This is a genomic window from Pseudomonas marginalis (genome assembly GCF_008692035.1).
Classification (GTDB): Bacteria; Pseudomonadota; Gammaproteobacteria; order Pseudomonadales; family Pseudomonadaceae; genus Aquipseudomonas; species Aquipseudomonas marginalis.
This window is the reverse complement of record NZ_VTFG01000001.1, coordinates 2505981-2526245: the sequence shown is the minus strand read 5'-3', so window position 1 is coordinate 2526245 and position 20265 is coordinate 2505981. Positions and strand designations below refer to the sequence as shown.

Here is a 20265-nt window from a genome sequence, read left to right as displayed (position 1 = left end):
ACGCCTCCCTGAATAACGACAAGATTGGAGAAAAACCATGGCTGAAGCAAAAGTACTGAGTGGCGCCGGCCTGCGTGGCCAGGTCGCCGGGCAGACCGCACTGTCCACCGTGGGCCAGGCCGGAGCCGGCTTGACTTATCGTGGCTACGACGTGCGCGAACTGGCTGCCGATGCACAGTTTGAAGAGGTCGCTTATCTGCTGCTGTACGGCGAACTGCCGACCCAGGCCGAACTGGCCGCCTACAGCGCCAGGCTGAGCACGCTGCGTGACCTGCCGCAAGCGCTGAAAGAAGTGCTCGAACGCATCCCCGCCGACGCCCACCCGATGGACGTGATGCGCACCGGTTGCTCCTTCCTTGGCAATATCGAGCCGGAAAAAGACTTCAGCGTGCAACGCGACGTGACCGACCGCCTGCTCGCCGCGTTCCCGGCGATCATGTGCTACTGGTACCGCTTCAGCCACGACGGCAAGCGCATCGACTGCGTGACCGACGAGCCGAGCATCGGCGGCCACTTCCTGCACCTGCTGCATGGCAAGAAGCCGAGCGAACTGCATGAAAAAGTCATGAACGTGTCGTTGATCCTCTACGCCGAGCACGAGTTCAACGCCTCGACGTTTACCGCGCGGGTGTGTGCCTCGACATTGTCCGACCTGTATTCCTGCGTCACCGCCGCCATCGGCTCCCTGCGCGGCCCGCTGCACGGCGGTGCCAACGAAGCGGCGATGGAAATGATCGAGCGTTTCGGTTCGGCAGACGAAGCGGTCGAAGGCACCCTCGGCATGCTGGCGCGCAAGGACAAGATCATGGGCTTCGGCCACGCGATCTACAAAGACAACGACCCGCGCAATGAAGTGATCAAGGGCTGGTCGAAAAAACTCGCTGACGAAGTGGGCGACACCGTGCTGTTCCCGGTCTCCGAAGCCATCGACAAGACCATGTGGGAGCAGAAGAAACTGTTCCCCAACGCCGATTTCTACCATGCCTCGGCGTACCACTTCATGGGCATCCCGACCAAGCTGTTCACGCCGATCTTCGTCTGCTCGCGGCTTACAGGATGGGCGGCCCACGTATTTGAGCAGCGCGCCAACAACCGCATCATCCGTCCAAGCGCCGAGTACACCGGCGTCGAACAGCGCAAGTTCGTGCCAATCGAACGTCGCTGAATGGGAACACCGACGATCCCGAAGTGGAAACCGGACCCAGTGTGGGAGGGGGCTTGCCCCCGATGGCGGTTTATCAGTTGCCATAGGTGTTGAATGACACACCGCTATCGGGGGCAAGTCGAATCGTCGCACCGCCCCTCCCACATTTGAATCGCATTTCAATTCCGGATCGGCCCAGGTCTTCCTTTTGCAATCACCGTGACCGAGTCCTGACGATGAACACTGAATTTCGCAAACCACTCCCCGGCAGCCGCCTGGATTACTTCGACGCCCGCGCGGCGGTCGATGCAATCAGCCCCGGCGCCTATGCCACGTTGCCCTACACCTCTCGTGTGCTCGCCGAGAACCTGGTGCGCCGCTGCGACCCGGCCACCCTCAACGCATCCCTGAGCCAGTTGATCGAACGCAAACGCGACCTCGACTTCCCCTGGTTCCCGGCCCGCGTCGTGTGCCACGACATTCTCGGCCAGACCGCCCTGGTCGACCTCGCCGGCCTGCGTGATGCCATCGCCCTGCAAGGCGGCGACCCGGCCCAGGTCAACCCGGTGGTCCCCACCCAGTTGATCGTCGATCACTCCCTGGCTGTCGAAGCCGGTGGTTTCGACCCGGACGCGTTCGAGAAAAACCGCGCCATCGAAGACCGTCGCAACGAAGACCGCTTCCACTTTATCGAGTGGACCAAAAAGGCCTTCAAGAACGTCGACGTGATCCCGCCGGGCAACGGCATCATGCACCAGATCAACCTGGAGAAAATGTCCCCGGTGGTCCAGGTGCGTGACGGTGTGGCCTTCCCGGATACCTGCGTCGGCACCGACAGCCATACCCCCCACGTCGATGCGTTGGGCGTGATCGCCATTGGCGTCGGCGGCCTTGAAGCCGAAAGCGTCATGCTCGGCCGCGCGTCGTGGATGCGCCTGCCGGAAAGCGTCGGCGTCGAATTGACCGGCCAGTTGCTGCCGGGCATCACCGCCACCGATATGGTGCTGGCCCTGACCGAGTTCCTGCGCCAACAGAAAGTGGTCGGCGCCTGGCTGGAATTCTTCGGTGAAGGCGCGTCCAAACTGACCCTCGGCGACCGCGCGACCATCTCCAACATGGCCCCGGAATACGGCGCCACGGCGGCCATGTTTTATATCGACCAGCAGACCATCGCCTACCTGAAACTCACCGGCCGCGAAGACGAGCAAGTCGCCCTGGTCGAGCAATACGCCCGCCACACCGGCCTGTGGGCAGACGATCTCAAAGGCGCGCAATACGAGCGTGGCCTCACCTTCGACCTGTCCAGTGTGGTGCGCAACATGGCAGGCCCGAGCAACCCGCACGCCCGAGTCGCCACCCGCGACCTGGCCGCCAAGGGCATCTCCGGCCAGTGGGATGAAGTGCCGGGGCAAATGCCCGACGGCGCGGTGATCATTGCCGCCATCACCAGTTGCACCAACACCAGTAACCCGCGCAACGTGATCGCCGCCGGGCTGCTGGCGCGCAACGCCAACAGGCTTGGGCTGACGCGCAAACCTTGGGTCAAGTCGTCCCTGGCACCGGGTTCGAAAACCGTGGCCATGTACCTGGAAGAAGCCGGCCTGGGCCATGAGCTGGAAAAGCTCGGCTTTGGCGTGGTGGCGTTTGCCTGCACCACCTGCAACGGCATGTCCGGCGCGCTCGACCCGGTGATCCAGCAAGAGATCATCGACCGCGACCTGTACGCCACCGCCGTGCTCTCGGGTAACCGTAACTTCGACGGGCGTATCCACCCGTACGCCAAGCAGGCGTTCCTGGCTTCGCCGCCGCTGGTGGTGGCCTATGCGATTGCCGGCACCATCCGTTTCGACATCGAGAAGGACGTGCTCGGCCTCGACGCCGACGGCAAGGAAATCCGCCTGCAGGACATCTGGCCGAGCGATGAAGAGATCGACGCGGTGGTCAAGGCCTCGGTCAAGCCGGAGCAGTTCCGCGCGGTGTATATCCCGATGTTCGCGATCCACGAAGACACCGGCCCGAAAGTCGCGCCGTTGTACGACTGGCGCCCGCAGAGCACCTATATCCGCCGCCCACCGTACTGGGAAGGCGCGCTGGCCGGTGCGCGGCCGCTCAAGGGCATGCGCCCGCTGGCGGTGCTGCCGGACAACATCACTACCGATCACCTGTCGCCGTCCAACGCGATCATGCTCGACAGCGCCGCCGGCGAATACCTGGCGAAAATGGGCCTGCCGGAAGTCGACTTCAACTCCTACGCCACTCACCGTGGCGACCACCTGACCGCACAACGCGCGACGTTCGCCAACCCGAAACTGTTCAACGAAATGGTGCGGGAGAACGGCAAGGTCAAGCAGGGCTCCCTGGCGCGGATCGAACCGGAAGGCCAGGTCACGCGCATGTGGGAAGCCATCGAGACCTACATGGAGCGCAAGCAGCCGCTGATCATCATTGCCGGCGCCGACTACGGCCAGGGCTCGTCCCGCGACTGGGCGGCCAAGGGCGTGCGCCTGGCGGGTGTGGAAGCGATTGCCGCCGAAGGTTTCGAGCGCATCCACCGCACCAACCTGGTGGGCATGGGCGTGTTGCCCCTGGAGTTCCTGCCGGGCACCGACCGTCACACCTTGCAGATTGATGGCAGCGAAACCTACGACGTGATCGGCCAACGCACCCCGCGTGCGCAGCTGACGCTGGTGATCAATCGCAAGGATGGCGAACGTGTCGAGGTGCCGGTGACGTGCCGCCTGGACACCGCCGAAGAAGTGTCGATCTACGAGGCGGGCGGCGTGTTGCAACGTTTTGCCCAGGATTTCCTGGAATCGGCGACCACCGCCTGAAGAGGATGACCATGGCACACGCAGCGCAAATCAAGATCCCCGCCACCTATATGCGTGGCGGCACCAGCAAGGGCGTATTTTTCCGCCTCCAGGACCTGCCCGAGTCGGCGCAGGTGCCGGGAGCGGCGCGGGATGCCTTGCTGCTACGGGTGATCGGCAGCCCCGATCCCTACGACAAGCAAATCGACGGCATGGGCGGCGCCACATCGAGCACCAGCAAAACCGTGATCCTCGCCAAAAGCACCCGCGCCGATCATGACGTGGACTATCTGTTTGGCCAGGTCTCCATCGACAAGCCCTTTGTCGACTGGAGTGGCAACTGCGGCAACCTGTCGGCGGCGGTGGGTTCGTTCGCCATCAGCGCCGGGCTGGTCGATGCGGCCCGCGTGCCCCATAACGGCGTGGCCGTGGTGCGGGTCTGGCAGGCCAATATCGGCAAGACCATCATCGCCCGCGTGCCGATCACCGACGGGGCGGTGCAGGAAACCGGCGACTTCGAGCTGGACGGCGTGACCTTCCCGGCGGCCGAAGTGCAGCTGGAATTCATGGACCCGGCGGCGGAAGAAGAGGGCGGCGGCGGTTCGATGTTCCCCACCGGCAACCTGGTTGACGACCTGGAAGTGCCGGGTGTCGGAACCTTCAAGGCCACGCTGATCAACGCCGGCATCCCGACGATTTTCATCAACGCCGAAGACCTCGGTTACACCGGCACCGAGCTGCAAGGCGCGATCAACGGCGACCCCAAGGCCTTGGCGATGTTCGAGACCGTACGGGCCTATGGCGCGTTGCGCATGGGGCTGATCAAGCACCTCGACGAAGCGGCCCAGCGCCAGCACACGCCGAAGGTGGCGTTCGTGGCCAAGCCTGCCGACTACGTGGCGTCCAGTGGCAAGGCGATCAAGGCCGGCGATGTGGATTTGCTGGTGCGCGCCCTGTCCATGGGCAAGCTGCACCACGCGATGATGGGCACGGCGGCGGTGGCGATCGGCACGGCGGCGGCGATTTCCGGCACTTTGGTCAACCTCGCTGCAGGCGGCGTGGAGCGCAATGCCGTGCGCTTCGGGCATCCCTCCGGCACCTTGCGCGTGGGGGCTGAAGCCACCCAGGTGGACGGTGAGTGGGTGGTGAAGAAAGCCATCATGAGCCGCAGTGCGCGGGTGTTGATGGAAGGTTTCGTCCGCGTACCCGGCGACTCTTTCTAAAGTCCAACACCAATCCCCTGTGGGAGGGGCAAGCCCCCTCCCACAGTCATAAGCAGGCATTCAGACCTGCGAAACGATCAACCCTGACCCTGAGGATGCAACAACCCTAACTCACTTTGGAGATCTGCCATGAGCACTAACGTCGACCAGAACAACCGCCCCGACTACGACCAGGTTTTGCAGGACATCGCCGACTATGTCCTCAACTACCGGATCGAGTCCCAGGCCGCCTTGGACACCGCCCGCAACTGCCTGATGGACACCCTCGGTTGCGGCCTGCTGGCCCTGCGTTTTCCCGAGTGCACCAAGCACCTGGGGCCGATGGTTGAAGGCACGGTGGTGCCGTTTGGCGCGCGGGTGCCGGGCACCTCGTTTCGCCTGGACCCGGTCAAGGCGGCCTGGGACATTGGCTGCATCGTGCGCTGGCTCGACTACAACGACACCTGGCTCGCCGCCGAGTGGGGGCATCCCTCGGATAACCTCGGCGGCATCCTTGCCGTGGCGGATCACCTGTCGCAACAGCGCGTGGCCAATGGCGACGCGCCGCTGACCGTGCGCGCGGTGCTGGATGCGATGATCATGGCCCACGAAATCCAGGGTGTGATTGCCCTGGAAAACTCGTTCAACCGCGTTGGCCTCGACCATGTGCTGTTGGTGAAAGTCGCCTCCACGGCGGTTACCGCCAAGCTGATGGGCGCCAACCGCGAACAGTTGCTGTCGGCGCTGTCTCACGCCTTCGTCGATGGCCAGGCCCTGCGCACTTATCGCCATGCGCCGAATGCCGGCTCGCGCAAATCCTGGGCGGCGGGGGATGCGTCGAGTCGCGGCGTGCGCCTGGCGGATATAGCCCTGCGCGGCGAAATGGGCATCCCTGGTGTGCTGAGCGCGCCGCAATGGGGCTTCTACGACGTGCTGTTCAGCCACACCAACAACGACCTGGCGCTCAAGCCCGAGGACAAGCGTGCGTTCAGCCTGTCCCAGCCGTATGGCACCTACGTGATGGAAAACGTGTTGTTCAAGATCAGCTTCCCCGCCGAGTTCCACGCGCAGACCGCCTGTGAAGCCGCGGTGACCTTGCATCCGTTGGTCAAGGATCGCCTGCACGACATCGAGCGCATCGTGATCACCACCCATGAGTCGGCGATTCGCATCATCTCCAAGGCCGGGCCACTGGCCAATGCGGCCGACCGTGACCATTGCCTGCAATACATGACCGCCGTGCCCCTGGCATTCGGCAACCTGGTGGCCGAGCACTACGAGGATGCATTCCACGCCGCTCACCCGATCATTGATCAGTTGCGCGACAAGATGGTCATCGTCGAAGACCCACGCTACAGCCGTGAATACCTGGAAGCCGACAAGCGTTCCATCGCCAATGCCGTGCAGGTGTTCTTCAAGGATGGCTCCAGCACCGAGCCAGTGGCGGTGGAATACCCGATCGGCCATCGCCGTCGTCGAGTGGAGGGCATTGCGTTGCTGGAAGACAAGTTCAAGGCCAACCTGGCCACGCGCTTTACCGCCCAGCGCAGTGCCGAGATCTTTGCGTTGTGCACGGACCAGGCGAAGCTCGAGGCCACGCCGGTCAATCGTTTCGTGGACCTGTTCGTCATCTAGCAGGCGCCGCAAAACTAAAAATGTGGGAGAGGCAAGCCCCTCCCACAGTTGTTGCGTTCACTCAAACCGCAGGATCACCCGGCGGTTGTGCTTGCTCTTCTTCTCGATCTTCTCGCAGAACACCCGGCCGATTTCCTCGGTGTTGAGCACATGGGTACCGCCGCATGGCTGGATATCGATCCCGCCGATTTCAATCACCCGTACCGAACCCTGGATCACCGGCGGCGCAACCGCCTGGGTGCGGGTGATCTGCAGCAGGGTGGCGTACTCCGAAGCCGGCATCGACAGGGTCTTCACCTCGTGGGCCTGTTCGATCAGCGCATTGAGGTCACGGGTGATGCTGTCCTTGTCGAGGGTCATTTCCGGCAGGTCGAAATCCAGGCGGCCTTTGTCGGCACTGATGCTGCAACCGGTCACTGGTGCGTCGATGAGCGAGCACAGCAGGTGCAGGCAGGTGTGCATTTTCATGTGCTGGTAGCGTCGCTCCCAATCCAGGCCAGCGTCCACCAGCACGCCGGCGACCAGTTGCTCGGGGCAGTGTTCCACCTGGTGCCAGATGATCGAACGCAGCACCGGGTCGCGCACCGTGCCGGTCACGTCGACCCGGGTACCGTCCGCCAGGGTCAGGTGGCCGGTATCGCCGGGTTGGCCGCCGCCGGTGGGGTAGAACAGGGTGTGCTCCAGGGCGATGCCGTGTTCGCTGACGGCAATCACCCGGGCGCTGAATGCGTTCTGGTAGGGCGCGCTGTCAAACAGCGCCAGGGTTTCCATGGTGTGCACGGACATGTTCAACCTCCGACGATCAGTGGGCTGGCCTGCAGCAGGTGGCGCACCATCGCGCTCAAGCCAGGGGGGGAGAGCAGGGTGATTTCGAATTCCGGCCCGCAGACTTTCAGGTTCAGCGGCAGGCCCGGCAGGTAGTTGCCGGATTCGAGGCGGTGCAGCCTGAATTGCAGGTGGTGACGTTCCTTCACCGTTGGCTCCAGCATCAGGCCTTGCAACGGATGAAAGTCGGCGTCCAGCACCGTGACCTTGTGGCTGGCATTTACCTCGCCGACCACGTGCAGGCGCTCATCCAGGGCGAAGGCCCCGAGGTAGTTGCTGTGGTCCGATTCATCGTTTTTTTGCAGTTGGATCTGGTTCACCACCTTCACCTTGGTGCCGGCGGGTACGTCCTGGGTGATCACACAGGAAGGGCTGATAAACACGTTGTCGCCGATCAGCACATAGCCCAGCACCCGGGCGCCGGAACCGACCTCGACGTTGTTGCCCAGGCGCGGATGGCGCTTGCCATCGGGATTGTTGGCGATGCCGCGGGCACCCAGGGTCACGCCGCAGAGGATGTAGCAATCGTTGCCGATCTCGCAGGTCTCGCCGATTACCGTGCCGTAGCCGTGGTCGAGCACAAAGCGCCGGCCGATACGCGCCGCCGGGTGGATTTCGGCCCCGGACAGGACCTTGCCCTGGTTGCTCAGCTTGAGGGCGATGCGTGAAAACACGCCGTTGGTCTGGTCGGGGAAATTCCACACCTGATGCGCAAGCCGGTAATAGAGCACCGCCTTGAACGAGGCGTAGGACTCCAGGATCAGTTCGCCGCGGCCACGGGATGCCGGGTCGCGATAGGCATAGGCGATCAAGTCCTCGGCCACCGCCTGGGCGGCATTCTGGATCAGCGGCGCGAGGTGCGGCTCCAGCTGTTTCATCTGCATGGGGGTGAGGGTCTTGATGAGCTGGGTGAGCAACTCATCGTGCAACTGTTGCATGTCGATAAAGCCGCCCATGGAGGCACCCCCGCATTCTGGCTGGTTGGAAAACCCGTTATTCGAAACTGGGCAGGTAGCTGTCGGCATTGTCGTAGACCATGGTCAACACCACCGTTTCGGGCGGCAATTCGGGGGCGAGCCTGGCGATGGCCACCATGTTGGCGGCGGAGGACAGGCCCAGGCTGATGGCGTCGGTGCGCATGATGCGTTTCATCATGTCGATGCAGTCCTGGCGCGAGACCTTGAGCATGCCGTCGATCACCTCCAGGTTGAGGATGCTCGGGATCAGGCCGATGGACAGGCCCTGGATATGGTGCGGCGCGTGCTGGTTCTTCAGCAGGTCGCATTCTTCGGGCTCCACGCCCATCACGCGCAGGGCTGGCCAGGCGGCCTTGAGGGTTTCGCCGATACCGGTGATATGGCCGCCGGTGCCGATGCCGCTGACGAAATAGTCAACACGGCGATCACCGAAGGCGCGGAGGATTTCCGGCGCGGTGGTGTCACGGTGAGTTTGCGGGTTGGCGCCGTTGCGTTGCTGGTTGAGCATCACGTAGCTGGGGTTTTCCAGCTGCAACTCCATGCATTTTTCACCGTGGGAATTGTTGCCGAGGCGGCTGTCGGAGAGCACCACCTTGGCGCCGTACAGGCGCAGCAGCTTCTGCTTTTCGGGGCTGTAGTTGTCCGGGATCACCAGCACCACCTTGTAGCCCAGCACGTTGCCGGCCATCACCAGGCCGATACCGGTATTGCCGCCGCTGGGTTCGATGATGGTTTGCCCGGCGTCACGGATCAGCACGCCGCGCCGCTCGGCGTCGAGGATCATGCCGAGGGCGATGCGCGCCTTGTGGCTGCCCCCCGGGTTGAGGGATTCGAGCTTGGCGTAGACCTCGATGCCAAGGTCTTCGGAAAACTGCGCCAGGCGGACGATCGGCGTATGGCCGATGGCGTCGAGGATAGAGTTATGCAGCATCGGTCAGCCCCCGGGTCAGTACAACGGCATGTCGGGTTCGACGTCGCGAACCCAGTGTTTCATGCCGCCTTGCAGGACTTTGGTGTTGGCGAAACCCGCCGCCAGCAGGGTGCTGGCCGCTTGCTCGGCGCGGGTGCCGGCGTAGCAGATCAGGTAATGGGTGTTGTCGCGGCTGAGGCGCCCGAGTTGGCCATCCAGCTCGGCCAGGGGGATATGCACCACCCCCGGTAATTTGCACACCTCCAGTTCGCTGGCGTCGCGCACATCCAGCAGCACGTCGGCGCTGCTGGGGTGTTCGAGTACCTGCTTGAGTCCGCGCGGCTTGATATAGCGCTCTTCGGCCAGGGACGGTTGGCTGGGCACTGCGTCCGCACAGACGGCTGGCGCCAGGGTTTCGCTGTGGCGCAGGTCGGAGCAGCACGGGCAGTCGGCACGGCGCTTGAAACGGATTTCGCTGAACTTCATCGCCAGTGCATCGAAGCGCATCAGGCGGCCGGACAGGGGCTCGCCAATGCCGATCAACAGTTTGATCGCCTCGGTGGCCTGGATCATCCCGACCACCCCGGGAAGCACGCCGATCACCCCTCCGGCGCTGCAATTGGGCGCCAGTTCCGCGGGCGGTGCGCTGGGGAACAGGCAGCGGTAGCACGGCCCGCCTTGGTAGTTGAGCACGCTGATCTGCCCATCGAAGCGGTAGATGGCGCCGTACACCAGGGGTTTGCCCAGTTGCACGCAAGCGTCGTTGACCTGGTAGCGGGTGTCGAAATTGTCGGTGCCGTCGATGACCAGGTCATAGGCGCCCACCAGTTCCAGGGCGTTGTCGGCGCTCAGGGCGGTGTCGTGGGCGTTGATCTGGATATGGCGGTTGAGGTCCTGCAAGCGCTGCTTGGCCGAGTCGACCTTGGGCATGCCCAGGGTGCTGTTGCCGTGGACGATCTGGCGTTGCAGGTTGCTGCTTTCCACCACGTCGAAATCCACCAGCCCCAGGGTACCGACACCGGCCGCTGCCAGGTACAGGCTGATGGGCGAGCCCAGGCCGCCGGTGCCGATGATCAGGACCTTGGCTTTCTTGAGGTTCAACTGGCCTTCGCGGCCGACGCCGGGCAGGGTGATATGGCGCACGTAACGTTGCACTTCCTCGTTGCTGAGGCTGTCGACGTCCATACCGCCGGAGGTGGCGAGCAGCACTTCGATGCGGGCTTTTTCCGGCAGCCGGTCATCGGCGCCGATCAGCTCTTCCTCGGCGGTGAACAGGAAGTGTTCCTTGAGCTGGTTGTTCTTTTCGTGAAACAGATGGGCGCGCAACTGCGGGTGGCTGCTGCAGAGGTTTTCAATGACTTCGCGCAATGTCGATCCGGCGCCCTCGAGGGTCGATTCCGGCAGCTTGGCCACGCGAACCAGAATGTCGGGGAAAGAGACAGCGTTCATGGACAACTCCGTGTGCAGGTCGTTGAAGGGATTAAGGGTGAAATGCTCGCCATCCCAGGCAAACAGTTTTGAACCCAGGGCCTGGCCCTGGCGAACGTCGACCACCAGGTAACTGACGGGGTAGATCGGCTCGCCCATGAACAGGGCCTTGTCCTGGTCTTCATCGCTGAAATAGGCGCCGACATCCGGGTGGGAGTGGTAGATCACCACCACCGGGTTGTCGCTGCGAAAAGCCTTGTTCATCAGCAGGGTGTCGGCCACCGAGAAGGTGTAGCCATTGGCCGCGCTGCGCGGGTACATCTCGGGGTTTTTGCGGTGCAGTTCGTTCTGGATGTTGCTGCCCAGGTACACGCTGCCGTCGGCGAAGACAAAGCCGCAGCATTCCTCGGGGTAGCTGCGGCTGGCGTGGGCGTAGATCTGTTCCAGGGCTTTTGGGCGGAGGACGTCCATGTTTCTCTCGCGTTGATGGCGGGTCAATTTTTCTTGGCCAGGAGTTTTTCAATGGGCAATTTGGTGATCGCAAAGCCGGCCAGCAGGATGGCCGAATACAGCATCAGGTCGCGGGAAATCGCCACGCCTTCGTACCAGGCGCCGATGATCACCGCGAACACCGGGAAGATGATGAACACGAACGACAGGATGATCGGGCTCAAGCGCTTGAGCAGCATGAAATACACGATGAACCCACCCACCGAGGCCACCAGCCCCAGGTAGAACAGCGCGCTCCAGGAGCGCAGGGTGATGGCTTCGAAGGTCGGTGTTTCAAACCACAACCCGGCCACGAACAGCATCAGCCCGGCAATGCCGATGGGCAGGGTGTTGTAGGTGATCACGCTGATGGCGCTGCCTTTTTGCTTGGTGATGACGTAGCACAAGGCGTGCATGATCGCGGCCGCCAGGATCGCCAGTACCCCCAGGAACTCGGCGTGGTCCAGGTGCAGGCCCTGGCTCCTGATGATCATGTAGAGGCTGCCGAAGCCGATACCGATGCCGACCACCTGGGAAAAGTAGATGCGCTCGCGCAGGAACAACGCGGAGAAAATCAGGATGAATACCGGCATGCAACTGAACAGCAGGGCGGTGAGACCGGATGACACATGCATCTCGCCGTAGTTGAGCAGGTAGTAGGGCACGCTGAAGTAGGACAGGGTCACGAACACGAAGAACCAGCGGCTCTCGCGGGGAAACAGGATGGGCTCGCGGCGCACCTTGGCAAAGCACAGGAACAGCGGGAAGGCGATCAGGAAGCGCAGGCCGGCGGACGTCAGCGGCGGCACGCTCTCCACGGCGATCTTGATCCCCAGCCACGTGGTGCCCCAGCTCAGGCACACGATCAGGAACATCACGCTGGTCACCAGCCCGGCCAGCCACTGTTTTTGCGTTTTGGTTTTGGCGGTGTTTTCGAGAACGGCGGACATTGGCATCGTTTATTGCTTCCCTGAGCCTGAATTGAACTCTATATTGAACTTGTAATGAGTTATGAAATTCGGCGATTGAACCCGTAAAAGCACACTATTAGGGCGAAAGATGGCTGTCAAAACAAATATTGACATGGTGTCAATTATGCGTGAGGGGTTGTCCAACGGGCAGGGCGTGAAGTACAAGCGCCTGTCCGATGTCATGGAACGGGGCATCCTCGAAGGCTTGATTGAGCCGGGACGAAAACTGCCGCCTCATCGGGTGCTTTCCGACAATCTGGGGGTGACCATCGGCACCATCAGCCGGGCCTACGGTGAGCTGGAGCGTCTGGGTTTGGTAGTAGCGCGAGTGGGTGACGGCACTTTCGTCCGCAAGCGTGGGATGGAGCGCCAGCGTGATGAAGGCTTTCGTAACTTCAGCGAGGAGCCGCGCCAGTACTTCGACATGAGTCGCAACATGCATATCCCGGGTCAGGAAACCACCTTCCTGGCACAGAGCTTCCAAACCCTCTCGACCAACGCCAAGTTCCTCCAGGACATCAGCGCCTACACCCCCGATGCCGGCCTGCCGCGTTATCGCGACGCGGGCGCGCAGTGGCTGGTGCAGCGTGATTTTCATCCGATCCCCGAGCAGGTGATCTGCGTCAACGGCGGCCAGCATGGCCTGCTGTGCGCGATGATGGCCCTGTTGCGCGCCGGCGATACGGTGGTCACCGAACAATTGACTTACCCGGGGTTGATCACCGCGGCTCGCATGCTGGGTATCCGCCTGATCGGCCTGGAGATGGACGAAGAAGGCGTGCTGCCGAGCGCGCTGGATGAAGTCTGTCGTAATCACCGGGTTTCAGCGTTGTATTGCACGCCGACCATCCAGAACCCGACCACGGCGGTGTTATCCGTGGCGCGCCGCGAAGCCCTGGTGAAGGTGTGCCGGGAACATAATCTGCTGATTCTTGAGGACGAAGCCCACGGCGTGTTGGTTGAAGACCGTCCACCGCCCCTCAGCCATTTTGCCCCCGAACGTACGATTTTGATCAGCAGCCTGAGCAAGGCCGTGTCTGCCGGGCTGCGTGTGGGCTATGTGCATGCGCCCCCGGCGCTGGTCAGCCGTATCTCGGCGGCGTTGCGCTCCACCTGCTGGATGGCCACGCCGGTGACCCTGGAACTGGCGACGCAGTGGATCGAAAACGGCACGGCGGAATACCTGCTGCGCCAACAGATCAACGAGATCAGCCGCCGCAAGACCCTGGTGCAGGACCTGTTGGCCGGCCTGGCGTACCGCACCCACCTGAACAGCCCGCACTTCTGGATCGAGGTGCCGGAGCCCTGGCGCGCGTCGGAAATCGAGGCGGAGCTCAAGCAGAATAATTACCTGATCGCCACCGCCGAGGCGTTTGCCGTGGGGCAGACGGCGGTGCCGCAGTTCATTCGGGCGAGTATCTGCAATACCTCGGGGGATGATCAGTTGTTGCGGGCGGGGTTTGATGCGTTGGCGACGGCGTTGGGGCAAGGGGGAGGGCGGTTTCACCTATAGCGAGTGGACGTCCATGCTGTGAGCAGGCTCGTTGTGGTGAGCGGGCTTGCCCCGCGTTGGGCTGCGAAGCAGCCCCAATCAAGATAAATGCGGTGTGTCAGCCAGTTCTCGGTGACTGGTTTAGGGCTGCTGCGCAGCCCAGCGCGGGGCAAGCCCGCTCGCCACAGTAAAACAGTGTCTCAAGGCATTATTTGAAGCGCCGCTCCACACCTTTCTCCACCAGAATCTTCGCCGAAATCTCTTCCACCGAAAAATGCGTGGAATTGATATGCGCAATGTTCTCGCGACGGAACAGATTTTCTACTTCGCGCACTTCGAACTCGCACTGGGCATAGCTGGAGTAGCGGCTGTTGGGCTTGCGCTCGTTGCGGATGGCGGTGAGACGGTCCGGGTCGATGGTCAGGCCGAACAGCTTGTGCGAATGTGCGCGCAGCGCGGCGGGCAGCGTCAGGTGCTCCATGTCGTCTTCGGTCAGCGGGTAGTTGGCCGCACGGATGCCGAATTGCATGGCCATGTACAGACAGGTGGGCGTTTTGCCGCAGCGCGACACGCCGACCAGGATCAGATCGGCCTTGTCGTAGTAGTGAGTGCGGGCGCCGTCGTCGTTGTCGAGGGCGAAGTTCACCGCCTCGATACGCTCCATATAATTGGAGTTGTGCCCAATGGAATGGGACTTTCCGACCGAATAGGAGGAGTGTTCGCTCAACTCCTGCTCCAGCGGCGCCAGGAACGTCGAGAAAATGTCGATCATGAAACCATTCGACGTTGCGAGAATCTCACGGATGTCTTGATTGACGATGGTGTCGAAAATGATCGGCCGAAAGCCGTCTTTTTCAGCCGCCAGATTGATTTGTTGTACCATGGCCCGCGCTTTATCCACGCTGTCGATATAGGGCCGCGTGAATTTGGCGAAGGTATTGTTTTCGAACTGCGCGAGCAGGCTCTGACCCAGGGTTTCGGCGGTAATGCCGGTGCCGTCGGAGATAAAGAAAGCAGATCGTTTCATTTGAGCCCTGGGCCTTAAGCTGATGACGAATCTTGGATATGATAGGCGCGATTTTGCCGTCCCATAGTGGGCCGCATTCTCACTTATTTTCCAGGTCCAGGCCACAAACGCGGGTAATCGCTCCTACGAGCAGCCGGCGTCCTGAGCTTTTCCAACACAGTTAGTGGAGAGATCACCTTGGTAGAGTACGTAGTTTCCCTCGATAAGCTCGGCGTCCATGATGTAGAGCACGTAGGGGGCAAGAACGCATCCCTCGGCGAGATGATCAGTAATCTTGCAGGCGCAGGTGTGTCGGTGCCGGGTGGTTTCGCCACCACGGCCCAGGCCTACCGCGATTTCCTCGAACTGAGCGGCCTCAACGCTCAGATCCACGCCGCGCTGGATGCCCTGGACGTCGATGACGTCAACGCCCTGGCCAAAACCGGTGCCCAGATCCGCCAATGGATCATGGAAGCCGAGTTCCCCGAGAAGCTCAACGAAGAAATCCGCACCGCCTTCGCCACCCTGTCGGCCGGCAACCCGGACATGGCCGTCGCCGTGCGCTCCTCGGCCACCGCCGAAGACCTGCCCGACGCCTCCTTCGCCGGCCAGCAAGAGACCTTCCTTAACATCCGCGGCGTGGAAAACGTGATCCGTGCCGCCAAGGAAGTGTTTGCCTCGCTGTTCAACGACCGTGCCATTTCCTACCGTGTACACCAGGGTTTCGACCACAAGCTGGTGGCCCTGTCCGCTGGCGTGCAGCGCATGGTGCGTTCGGAAACCGGCACCGCCGGCGTGATGTTCACCCTCGACACCGAGTCGGGCTTCCGTGACGTGGTGTTTATCACCGGCGCCTACGGCCTGGGCGAAACCGTTGTACAAGGCGCGGTCAACCCCGACGAATTCTACGTGCACAAGCACACCCTTGAAGCCGGCCGCCCGGCCATCCTGCGCCGCAACCTGGGCAGCAAGGCCATCAAGATGATCTACGGCGACGAGGCCAAGGCCGGTCGTTCGGTGAAAACCGTGGACGTCGACAAGGCCGAGCGCGCGCGCTTCTGCCTGAGCGACGCGGAAGTCAGCGAGTTGGCCAAGCAAGCGATGATCATCGAAAAGCACTACCAGTGCCCGATGGACATCGAATGGGCCAAGGACGGTGACGACGGCAAGCTGTACATCGTGCAGGCCCGCCCGGAAACCGTGAAGAGCCGTACCTCGGCCAACGTCATGGAACGCTACCTGCTGAAAGAAACCGGCACCGTGCTGGTGGAAGGCCGTGCCATCGGCCAGCGCATCGGCGCCGGCAAGGTGCGGATCATCAAGGACGTGTCCGAGATGGACAAAGTCCAGCCTGGCGACGTATTGGTTTCCGACATGACCGACCCGGACTGGGAACCGGTGATGAAGCGTGCCAGCGCTATCGTGACCAACCGTGGCGGGCGTACCTGCCATGCGGCGATCATCGCGCGCGAACTGGGGATCCCGGCAGTGGTCGGTTGCGGCAACGCCACCCAACTGCTCAAGGACGGCCAGGGCGTGACCGTGTCCTGTGCCGAAGGCGACACCGGCTTCATCTTTGAAGGCGAGCTGGGCTTCGACATCAAGCAAAACTCCATCGACGCCATGCCCGACCTGCCGTTCAAGATCATGATGAACGTCGGCAACCCGGACCGTGCCTTCGACTTCGCGCAGTTGCCGAACGCCGGTGTGGGCCTGGCCCGCCTGGAGTTCATCATCAACCGCATGATCGGTGTGCACCCCAAGGCCCTGTTGAACTACGACGGCCTGCCGCTGGACATCAAGGAAAGCGTGGACAAGCGCATCGCCGGCTACGACGACCCGGTGGGCTTCTACGTCGAGAAGCTGGTGGAAGGCATCAGCACCCTGGCGGCGGCGTTCTACCCGAAAAAGGTCATCGTGCGCCTGTCGGACTTCAAGTCCAACGAATACGCCAACCTGATCGGCGGCAAGCTCTATGAGCCGGAAGAAGAGAACCCGATGCTGGGCTTCCGTGGCGCCTCGCGTTACATCAGCGAAGCGTTCCGTGACTGCTTCGAGCTTGAGTGCCGCGCCCTCAAGCGTGTGCGCAACGAGATGGGCCTGACCAACGTCGAGATCATGGTGCCGTTCGTCCGTACCCTGGGCGAAGCGAGCCAGGTCGTCGACCTGCTGGCCGAAAACGGCCTGTCCCGCGGCGAAAATGGCCTGCGCGTGATCATGATGTGCGAACTGCCGTCCAACGCCATCCTCGCCGAAGAGTTCCTGGAGTTCTTCGACGGCTTCTCCATCGGTTCCAACGACCTGACCCAGCTCACCCTGGGCCTGGACCGCGATTCCGGGATCATCGCCCACCTGTTCGACGAGCGTAACCCTGCGGTCAAGAAGCTGCTGGCCAACGCCATCCAGGCGTGCAACAAGGCCGGCAAGTACATCGGTATCTGCGGCCAGGGCCCTTCCGATCACCCAGACCTGGCCAAATGGCTGATGGAGCAGGGTATCGAAAGCGTCTCGCTGAACCCTGACTCCGTGCTGGAAACCTGGTTCTTCCTGGCGGAAGGCCAAGCGTCCGCCTGAGGTCGCCATGTCAAAAGTGCCGGTCCCCCGTCAGGGTGACCGGCATTCTTATCTGTACAGGGCGGAATCCTTGCGGACGTCGCCCTTTTTTGTGCAAGAGCATTATGCAAAGCAGCAGCAACCTGTTTCCTGTCGCCCTGATCAGCGCTGAGCGTCGTGGCGACCTGAGTGAAGACGTGTATCGCCTCAAGCCCGGTAACAGCCCCGACGGTACCGTCGAGCTGGCGGTGACCCGTTTGGGCCTGGCCGATGTCCCGGAAAACCGGGGCATCCCGGTTATTTTGTTGCACGGCAGTTTTTCCAACCGGCGTTTCTGGTATTCGCCCAAGGGGATCGGCCTGGGCGCCTACCTGGCCCGCCAGGGGTTCGATGTGTGGATCCCGGAAATGCGCGGTCATGGGCTGTCCCGGCGCAACCAGGGCTACGCCCGCAACCGCGTCGCCGACTACGCGCGTTACGATCTGCCGGCCATTGGCGCCTTTGTGCGTGAGCAAAGTGCGCAGATTCCCCATTGGATGGGTCATTCTCTCGGCGCTACAACCCTGGCGGCGGCCCTGGGTGGGCAGCACCTGGGGGCGCCGGCAGTGGCCTCGGTGGCGCTGTTTGGCTGTCAGGTCAGTCGCAGCCACTGGCCCTTGAAACTTCCCCCGGTGGAGTGGACCGGCCGTCTGCTGTTGAAGCGTTTCGGCGCAGTGTCCGGCTCGCGGCTCAAGCGGGGCCCGGAGGACGAACCGGCGGGCGTGCTGATCGAAGCCATGCGCTGGAATGGCCTGTTCGGTCGCTTTGGCGAAGGTAAGCGCGATTGGTGGAAAGGCCTGGCGGACGTCGATGTGCCGCTGTTGGCCGTCAGCGCGGCGGGCGATCGGCAGGATCCGGACTGGGCGTGCCGTAAGCTGTTCGAGCAGATCGGCTCCGAGCACCGTCAGTACCTGTGCCTGGGGCGCCAGCAAGGGTTCAGCGGTGATTTCGGGCATGTGGAAATGCTCGTCAGCAAGGCCGCCCAGGCCGAGGTCTGGCCGCTGGTTGAGCAATGGTTGAACGACCCGCTGGCACCTTTATTGGCTGCCAAGCCCGAGGCATTGGTCGTAGTTTGACCCAGGGCTCTGCCAAGGGCGTTTCGCTCGTGTGTGGTTGCGGCTAATATATGACGCGTTAAACGCTTCTGGTCATATTCAGTCGCGCAGTGGTTATTGCGTTACGACGAAGCGGATGGGATGTTGCGCACCGGCTCCGGCTGGTGCTTCTTTCGAAAGACACTTCTTTGGCGGAAAGGAATTTTTCAATGAACCATTACGTGACCCCCGACCTGTGCGACGCCTACCCGGACCTGGTGCAGGTAGTCGAGCCGATGTTCAGCAACTTCGGTGGCCGAGATTCCTTCGGCGGCGAGATTGTCACCATCAAATGTTTCGAAGATAACTCCCTCGTCAAGGAGCAGGCCGACCAGCCGGGCGCCGGCAAGGTGCTGGTGGTCGACGGTGGTGGTTCCCTGCGGCGCGCGTTGCTGGGCGACATGATCGCCGAGAAAGCCGCGAAAAACGGTTGGGAAGGGTTGGTGATCTATGGCTGCATCCGTGACGTCGATGTGATCGCCCAGACCGACCTTGGGGTACAGGCGCTGGCCAGTCATCCGATGAAAACCGATAAGCGCGGGATCGGCGACCTGAACGTCGTGGTGACATTCGCGGGTGTGACGTTCCGCCCGGGTGAGTACATCTACGCCGACAATAATGGCGTGATCGTCTCGCCAAGCCCGCTGCAGATGCCTGAATAAACCGCAATAACCGACAGGGGTGAGGATGTTCGAGGAAGAAAACGCGCAGTGGGGGCTGGTGCATGCCCTGGTGCTGGACGGTAAAGGCGGTGCGCGTTCGATTGCCCGGACTGAGCTCGACGACTTGCAACTGCAGCCCCAGGAAAGCCTGTGGCTGCACTGGGATCGCAGCCATCCCCAGACCCAGACCTGGCTGCGCAAATCCAGTGGCTTGAGCGAATTCGCCTGTGACCTGCTGCTGGAGGAGAACACCCGCCCACGCCTGTTGCCGCTGCCGGATGCCGAGTTGCTGCTGTTCCTGCGCGGGGTCAACCTCAACCCGGGGGCCGAGCCGGAAGACATGGTCTCGGTACGTATCTTCGCTGCCGCCAGCCGTGTGATCTCCCTGCGTCTGCGCCCGTTGCGCGCCACCGATGAACTGCTGGTGCAGTTGGCGGATGGCAAGGGGCCGAAAACCGCTTCGGAGCTCATCCTTTATATGGCGCAGTACCTGACCAACAAGGTCCAGGATCTGGTCACGGATTTGTCGGAAATCGTCGATGCGGAGGAAGAAAAACTCGATACCGACGAACGGTATACACCTGAACATGGCAGTGTTTTGCAGATCCGTCGCCGAGCGGCCGGGCTAAAGCGTTTCCTGTCGCCGCAGCGGGATATTTTTGCCCAGCTCACGCGGATAAAATTGCCGTGGTTCTGTGACGACGATGCCGACTATTGGAACGAATTGAACAACAGCCTGACCCGCTACCTGGAAGAACTCGAATTGACCCGGGAGCGCGTGGGGCTTGTGCTTGAGGCCGAAGACCGACGCTTGAGCGTACGCATGAACCGCACCATGTACCGCTTCGGGATCATCACGGGAATCTTCCTGCCGATGAGTTTCCTGACCGGTTTGCTGGGTATAAATGTGGGGGGCATACCGTTCTCTGCCAGCCCCTACGGATTCGTGATTGCATGCCTGTTGATGGTCTCGGTGGCACTCGGACAATGGTGGCTGTTTCGACGATTGCGCTGGGTTTGAGCTGAAT

The 20265-nt window shown here is 62.1% G+C and carries 15 protein-coding genes; 9 read left to right on the top strand and 6 right to left on the bottom strand.

Annotation, left to right across the window (positions count from 1 at the left end; translation table 11 throughout):
* Nucleotides 1-37: 37 nt before the first annotated feature.
* The 4 genes from prpC to prpD all read left to right on the top strand — a co-directional run bounded on the left by prpC (nt 38) and on the right by prpD (nt 6791).
* Nucleotides 38-1165, top strand: coding sequence for a bifunctional 2-methylcitrate synthase/citrate synthase (gene prpC, locus FX984_RS11725; protein ID WP_027603671.1), 1128 nt, complete (start codon nt 38-40; stop codon nt 1163-1165).
* Between the two features lie 215 nt (nt 1166-1380).
* Complete coding sequence (gene acnD / locus FX984_RS11720) at nt 1381-3975, top strand: Fe/S-dependent 2-methylisocitrate dehydratase AcnD (protein ID WP_065946896.1); 2595 nt, start codon at nt 1381-1383, stop codon at nt 3973-3975.
* An 11-nt stretch (nt 3976-3986) separates the two neighbouring features.
* Entirely contained in the window at nt 3987-5177 is a 1191-nt protein-coding gene (gene prpF / locus FX984_RS11715) for a 2-methylaconitate cis-trans isomerase PrpF (RefSeq protein ID WP_146476751.1), read from the top strand.
* A gap of 129 nt (nt 5178-5306) precedes the next feature.
* The gene (gene prpD / locus FX984_RS11710; protein WP_092355419.1) at nt 5307-6791 is read left to right on the top strand and encodes a 2-methylcitrate dehydratase; all 1485 of its coding nucleotides are present in this window, start codon (nt 5307-5309) and stop codon (nt 6789-6791) included.
* 57 nt (nt 6792-6848) lie between these two features.
* Here the strand turns inward: prpD and FX984_RS11705 are convergent, their stop codons facing one another.
* From FX984_RS11705 to FX984_RS11685, 5 genes are read right to left on the bottom strand one after another with little or no spacing between them, the layout of a single operon-like run.
* Entirely contained in the window at nt 6849-7577 is a 729-nt protein-coding gene (locus FX984_RS11705) for an alanyl-tRNA editing protein (protein WP_092355416.1), read from the bottom strand.
* 2 nt (nt 7578-7579) lie between these two features.
* Complete coding sequence (locus tag FX984_RS11700; RefSeq protein WP_146476750.1) at nt 7580-8572, bottom strand: serine O-acetyltransferase; 993 nt, start codon at nt 8570-8572, stop codon at nt 7580-7582.
* Between the two features lie 37 nt (nt 8573-8609).
* A complete protein-coding gene (locus FX984_RS11695; protein ID WP_027603677.1) occupies nt 8610-9524 on the bottom strand; it encodes a PLP-dependent cysteine synthase family protein in 915 nt (304 codons plus the stop codon).
* A 15-nt stretch (nt 9525-9539) separates the two neighbouring features.
* A complete protein-coding gene (gene moeB, locus FX984_RS11690; RefSeq protein ID WP_146476749.1) occupies nt 9540-11402 on the bottom strand; it encodes a molybdopterin-synthase adenylyltransferase MoeB in 1863 nt (620 codons plus the stop codon).
* Nucleotides 11403-11425: 23 nt separating this feature from the next.
* On the bottom strand, nt 11426-12319 hold the full coding sequence (locus tag FX984_RS11685; protein WP_161985727.1) for a DMT family transporter: 894 nt from the start codon (nt 12317-12319) through the stop codon (nt 11426-11428).
* A 160-nt stretch (nt 12320-12479) separates the two neighbouring features.
* Here FX984_RS11685 and FX984_RS11680 point away from each other — a divergent pair, with 160 nt between their 5' ends.
* Complete coding sequence (locus FX984_RS11680) at nt 12480-13904, top strand: aminotransferase-like domain-containing protein (RefSeq protein WP_027603680.1); 1425 nt, start codon at nt 12480-12482, stop codon at nt 13902-13904.
* Between the two features lie 187 nt (nt 13905-14091).
* Here the strand turns inward: FX984_RS11680 and ppsR are convergent, their stop codons facing one another.
* Nucleotides 14092-14910, bottom strand: coding sequence for a posphoenolpyruvate synthetase regulatory kinase/phosphorylase PpsR (gene ppsR, locus FX984_RS11675; protein ID WP_027603681.1), 819 nt, complete (start codon nt 14908-14910; stop codon nt 14092-14094).
* Between the two features lie 177 nt (nt 14911-15087).
* On the opposite strand from ppsR, the gene ppsA reads away from it, so the two are divergent.
* The 4 genes from ppsA to FX984_RS11655 all read left to right on the top strand — a co-directional run bounded on the left by ppsA (nt 15088) and on the right by FX984_RS11655 (nt 20258).
* Nucleotides 15088-17463 (top strand): phosphoenolpyruvate synthase, encoded by a 2376-nt coding sequence (gene ppsA, locus FX984_RS11670; RefSeq protein ID WP_027603682.1) that lies wholly within the window; start codon nt 15088-15090, stop codon nt 17461-17463.
* A 104-nt stretch (nt 17464-17567) separates the two neighbouring features.
* Nucleotides 17568-18557: an alpha/beta fold hydrolase gene (locus FX984_RS11665; protein ID WP_027603683.1), complete on the top strand. Its 990-nt coding sequence runs from the start codon at nt 17568-17570 to the stop codon at nt 18555-18557.
* 188 nt (nt 18558-18745) lie between these two features.
* Nucleotides 18746-19237 carry a ribonuclease E activity regulator RraA gene (gene rraA / locus FX984_RS11660; RefSeq protein WP_027603684.1) on the top strand — a complete coding sequence of 164 codons (492 nt, stop codon included), beginning with the start codon at nt 18746-18748 and terminating at the stop codon, nt 19235-19237.
* 25 nt (nt 19238-19262) lie between these two features.
* Entirely contained in the window at nt 19263-20258 is a 996-nt protein-coding gene (locus FX984_RS11655) for a zinc transporter ZntB (RefSeq protein ID WP_027603685.1), read from the top strand.
* Nucleotides 20259-20265 lie beyond the last annotated feature (7 nt).

Bases quoted from the DNA above. Each gene is read 5' to 3' on its own strand.
- prpC (WP_027603671.1), top strand. From the start codon at position 38: ATGGCTGAAGCAAAAGTACTGAGTGGCGCCGGCCTGCGTGGCCAGGTC.
- acnD (WP_065946896.1), top strand. From the start codon at position 1,381: ATGAACACTGAATTTCGCAAACCACTCCCCGGCAGCCGCCTGGATTAC.
- prpF (WP_146476751.1), top strand. From the start codon at position 3,987: ATGGCACACGCAGCGCAAATCAAGATCCCCGCCACCTATATGCGTGGC.
- prpD (WP_092355419.1), top strand. From the start codon at position 5,307: ATGAGCACTAACGTCGACCAGAACAACCGCCCCGACTACGACCAGGTT.
- FX984_RS11705 (WP_092355416.1), bottom strand. From the start codon at position 7,577: ATGTCCGTGCACACCATGGAAACCCTGGCGCTGTTTGACAGCGCGCCC.
- FX984_RS11700 (WP_146476750.1), bottom strand. From the start codon at position 8,572: ATGGGCGGCTTTATCGACATGCAACAGTTGCACGATGAGTTGCTCACC.
- FX984_RS11695 (WP_027603677.1), bottom strand. From the start codon at position 9,524: ATGCTGCATAACTCTATCCTCGACGCCATCGGCCATACGCCGATCGTC.
- moeB (WP_146476749.1), bottom strand. From the start codon at position 11,402: ATGGACGTCCTCCGCCCAAAAGCCCTGGAACAGATCTACGCCCACGCC.
- FX984_RS11680 (WP_027603680.1), top strand. From the start codon at position 12,480: ATGGCTGTCAAAACAAATATTGACATGGTGTCAATTATGCGTGAGGGG.
- ppsR (WP_027603681.1), bottom strand. From the start codon at position 14,910: ATGAAACGATCTGCTTTCTTTATCTCCGACGGCACCGGCATTACCGCC.
- FX984_RS11665 (WP_027603683.1), top strand. From the start codon at position 17,568: ATGCAAAGCAGCAGCAACCTGTTTCCTGTCGCCCTGATCAGCGCTGAG.
- rraA (WP_027603684.1), top strand. From the start codon at position 18,746: ATGAACCATTACGTGACCCCCGACCTGTGCGACGCCTACCCGGACCTG.
- FX984_RS11655 (WP_027603685.1), top strand. From the start codon at position 19,263: ATGTTCGAGGAAGAAAACGCGCAGTGGGGGCTGGTGCATGCCCTGGTG.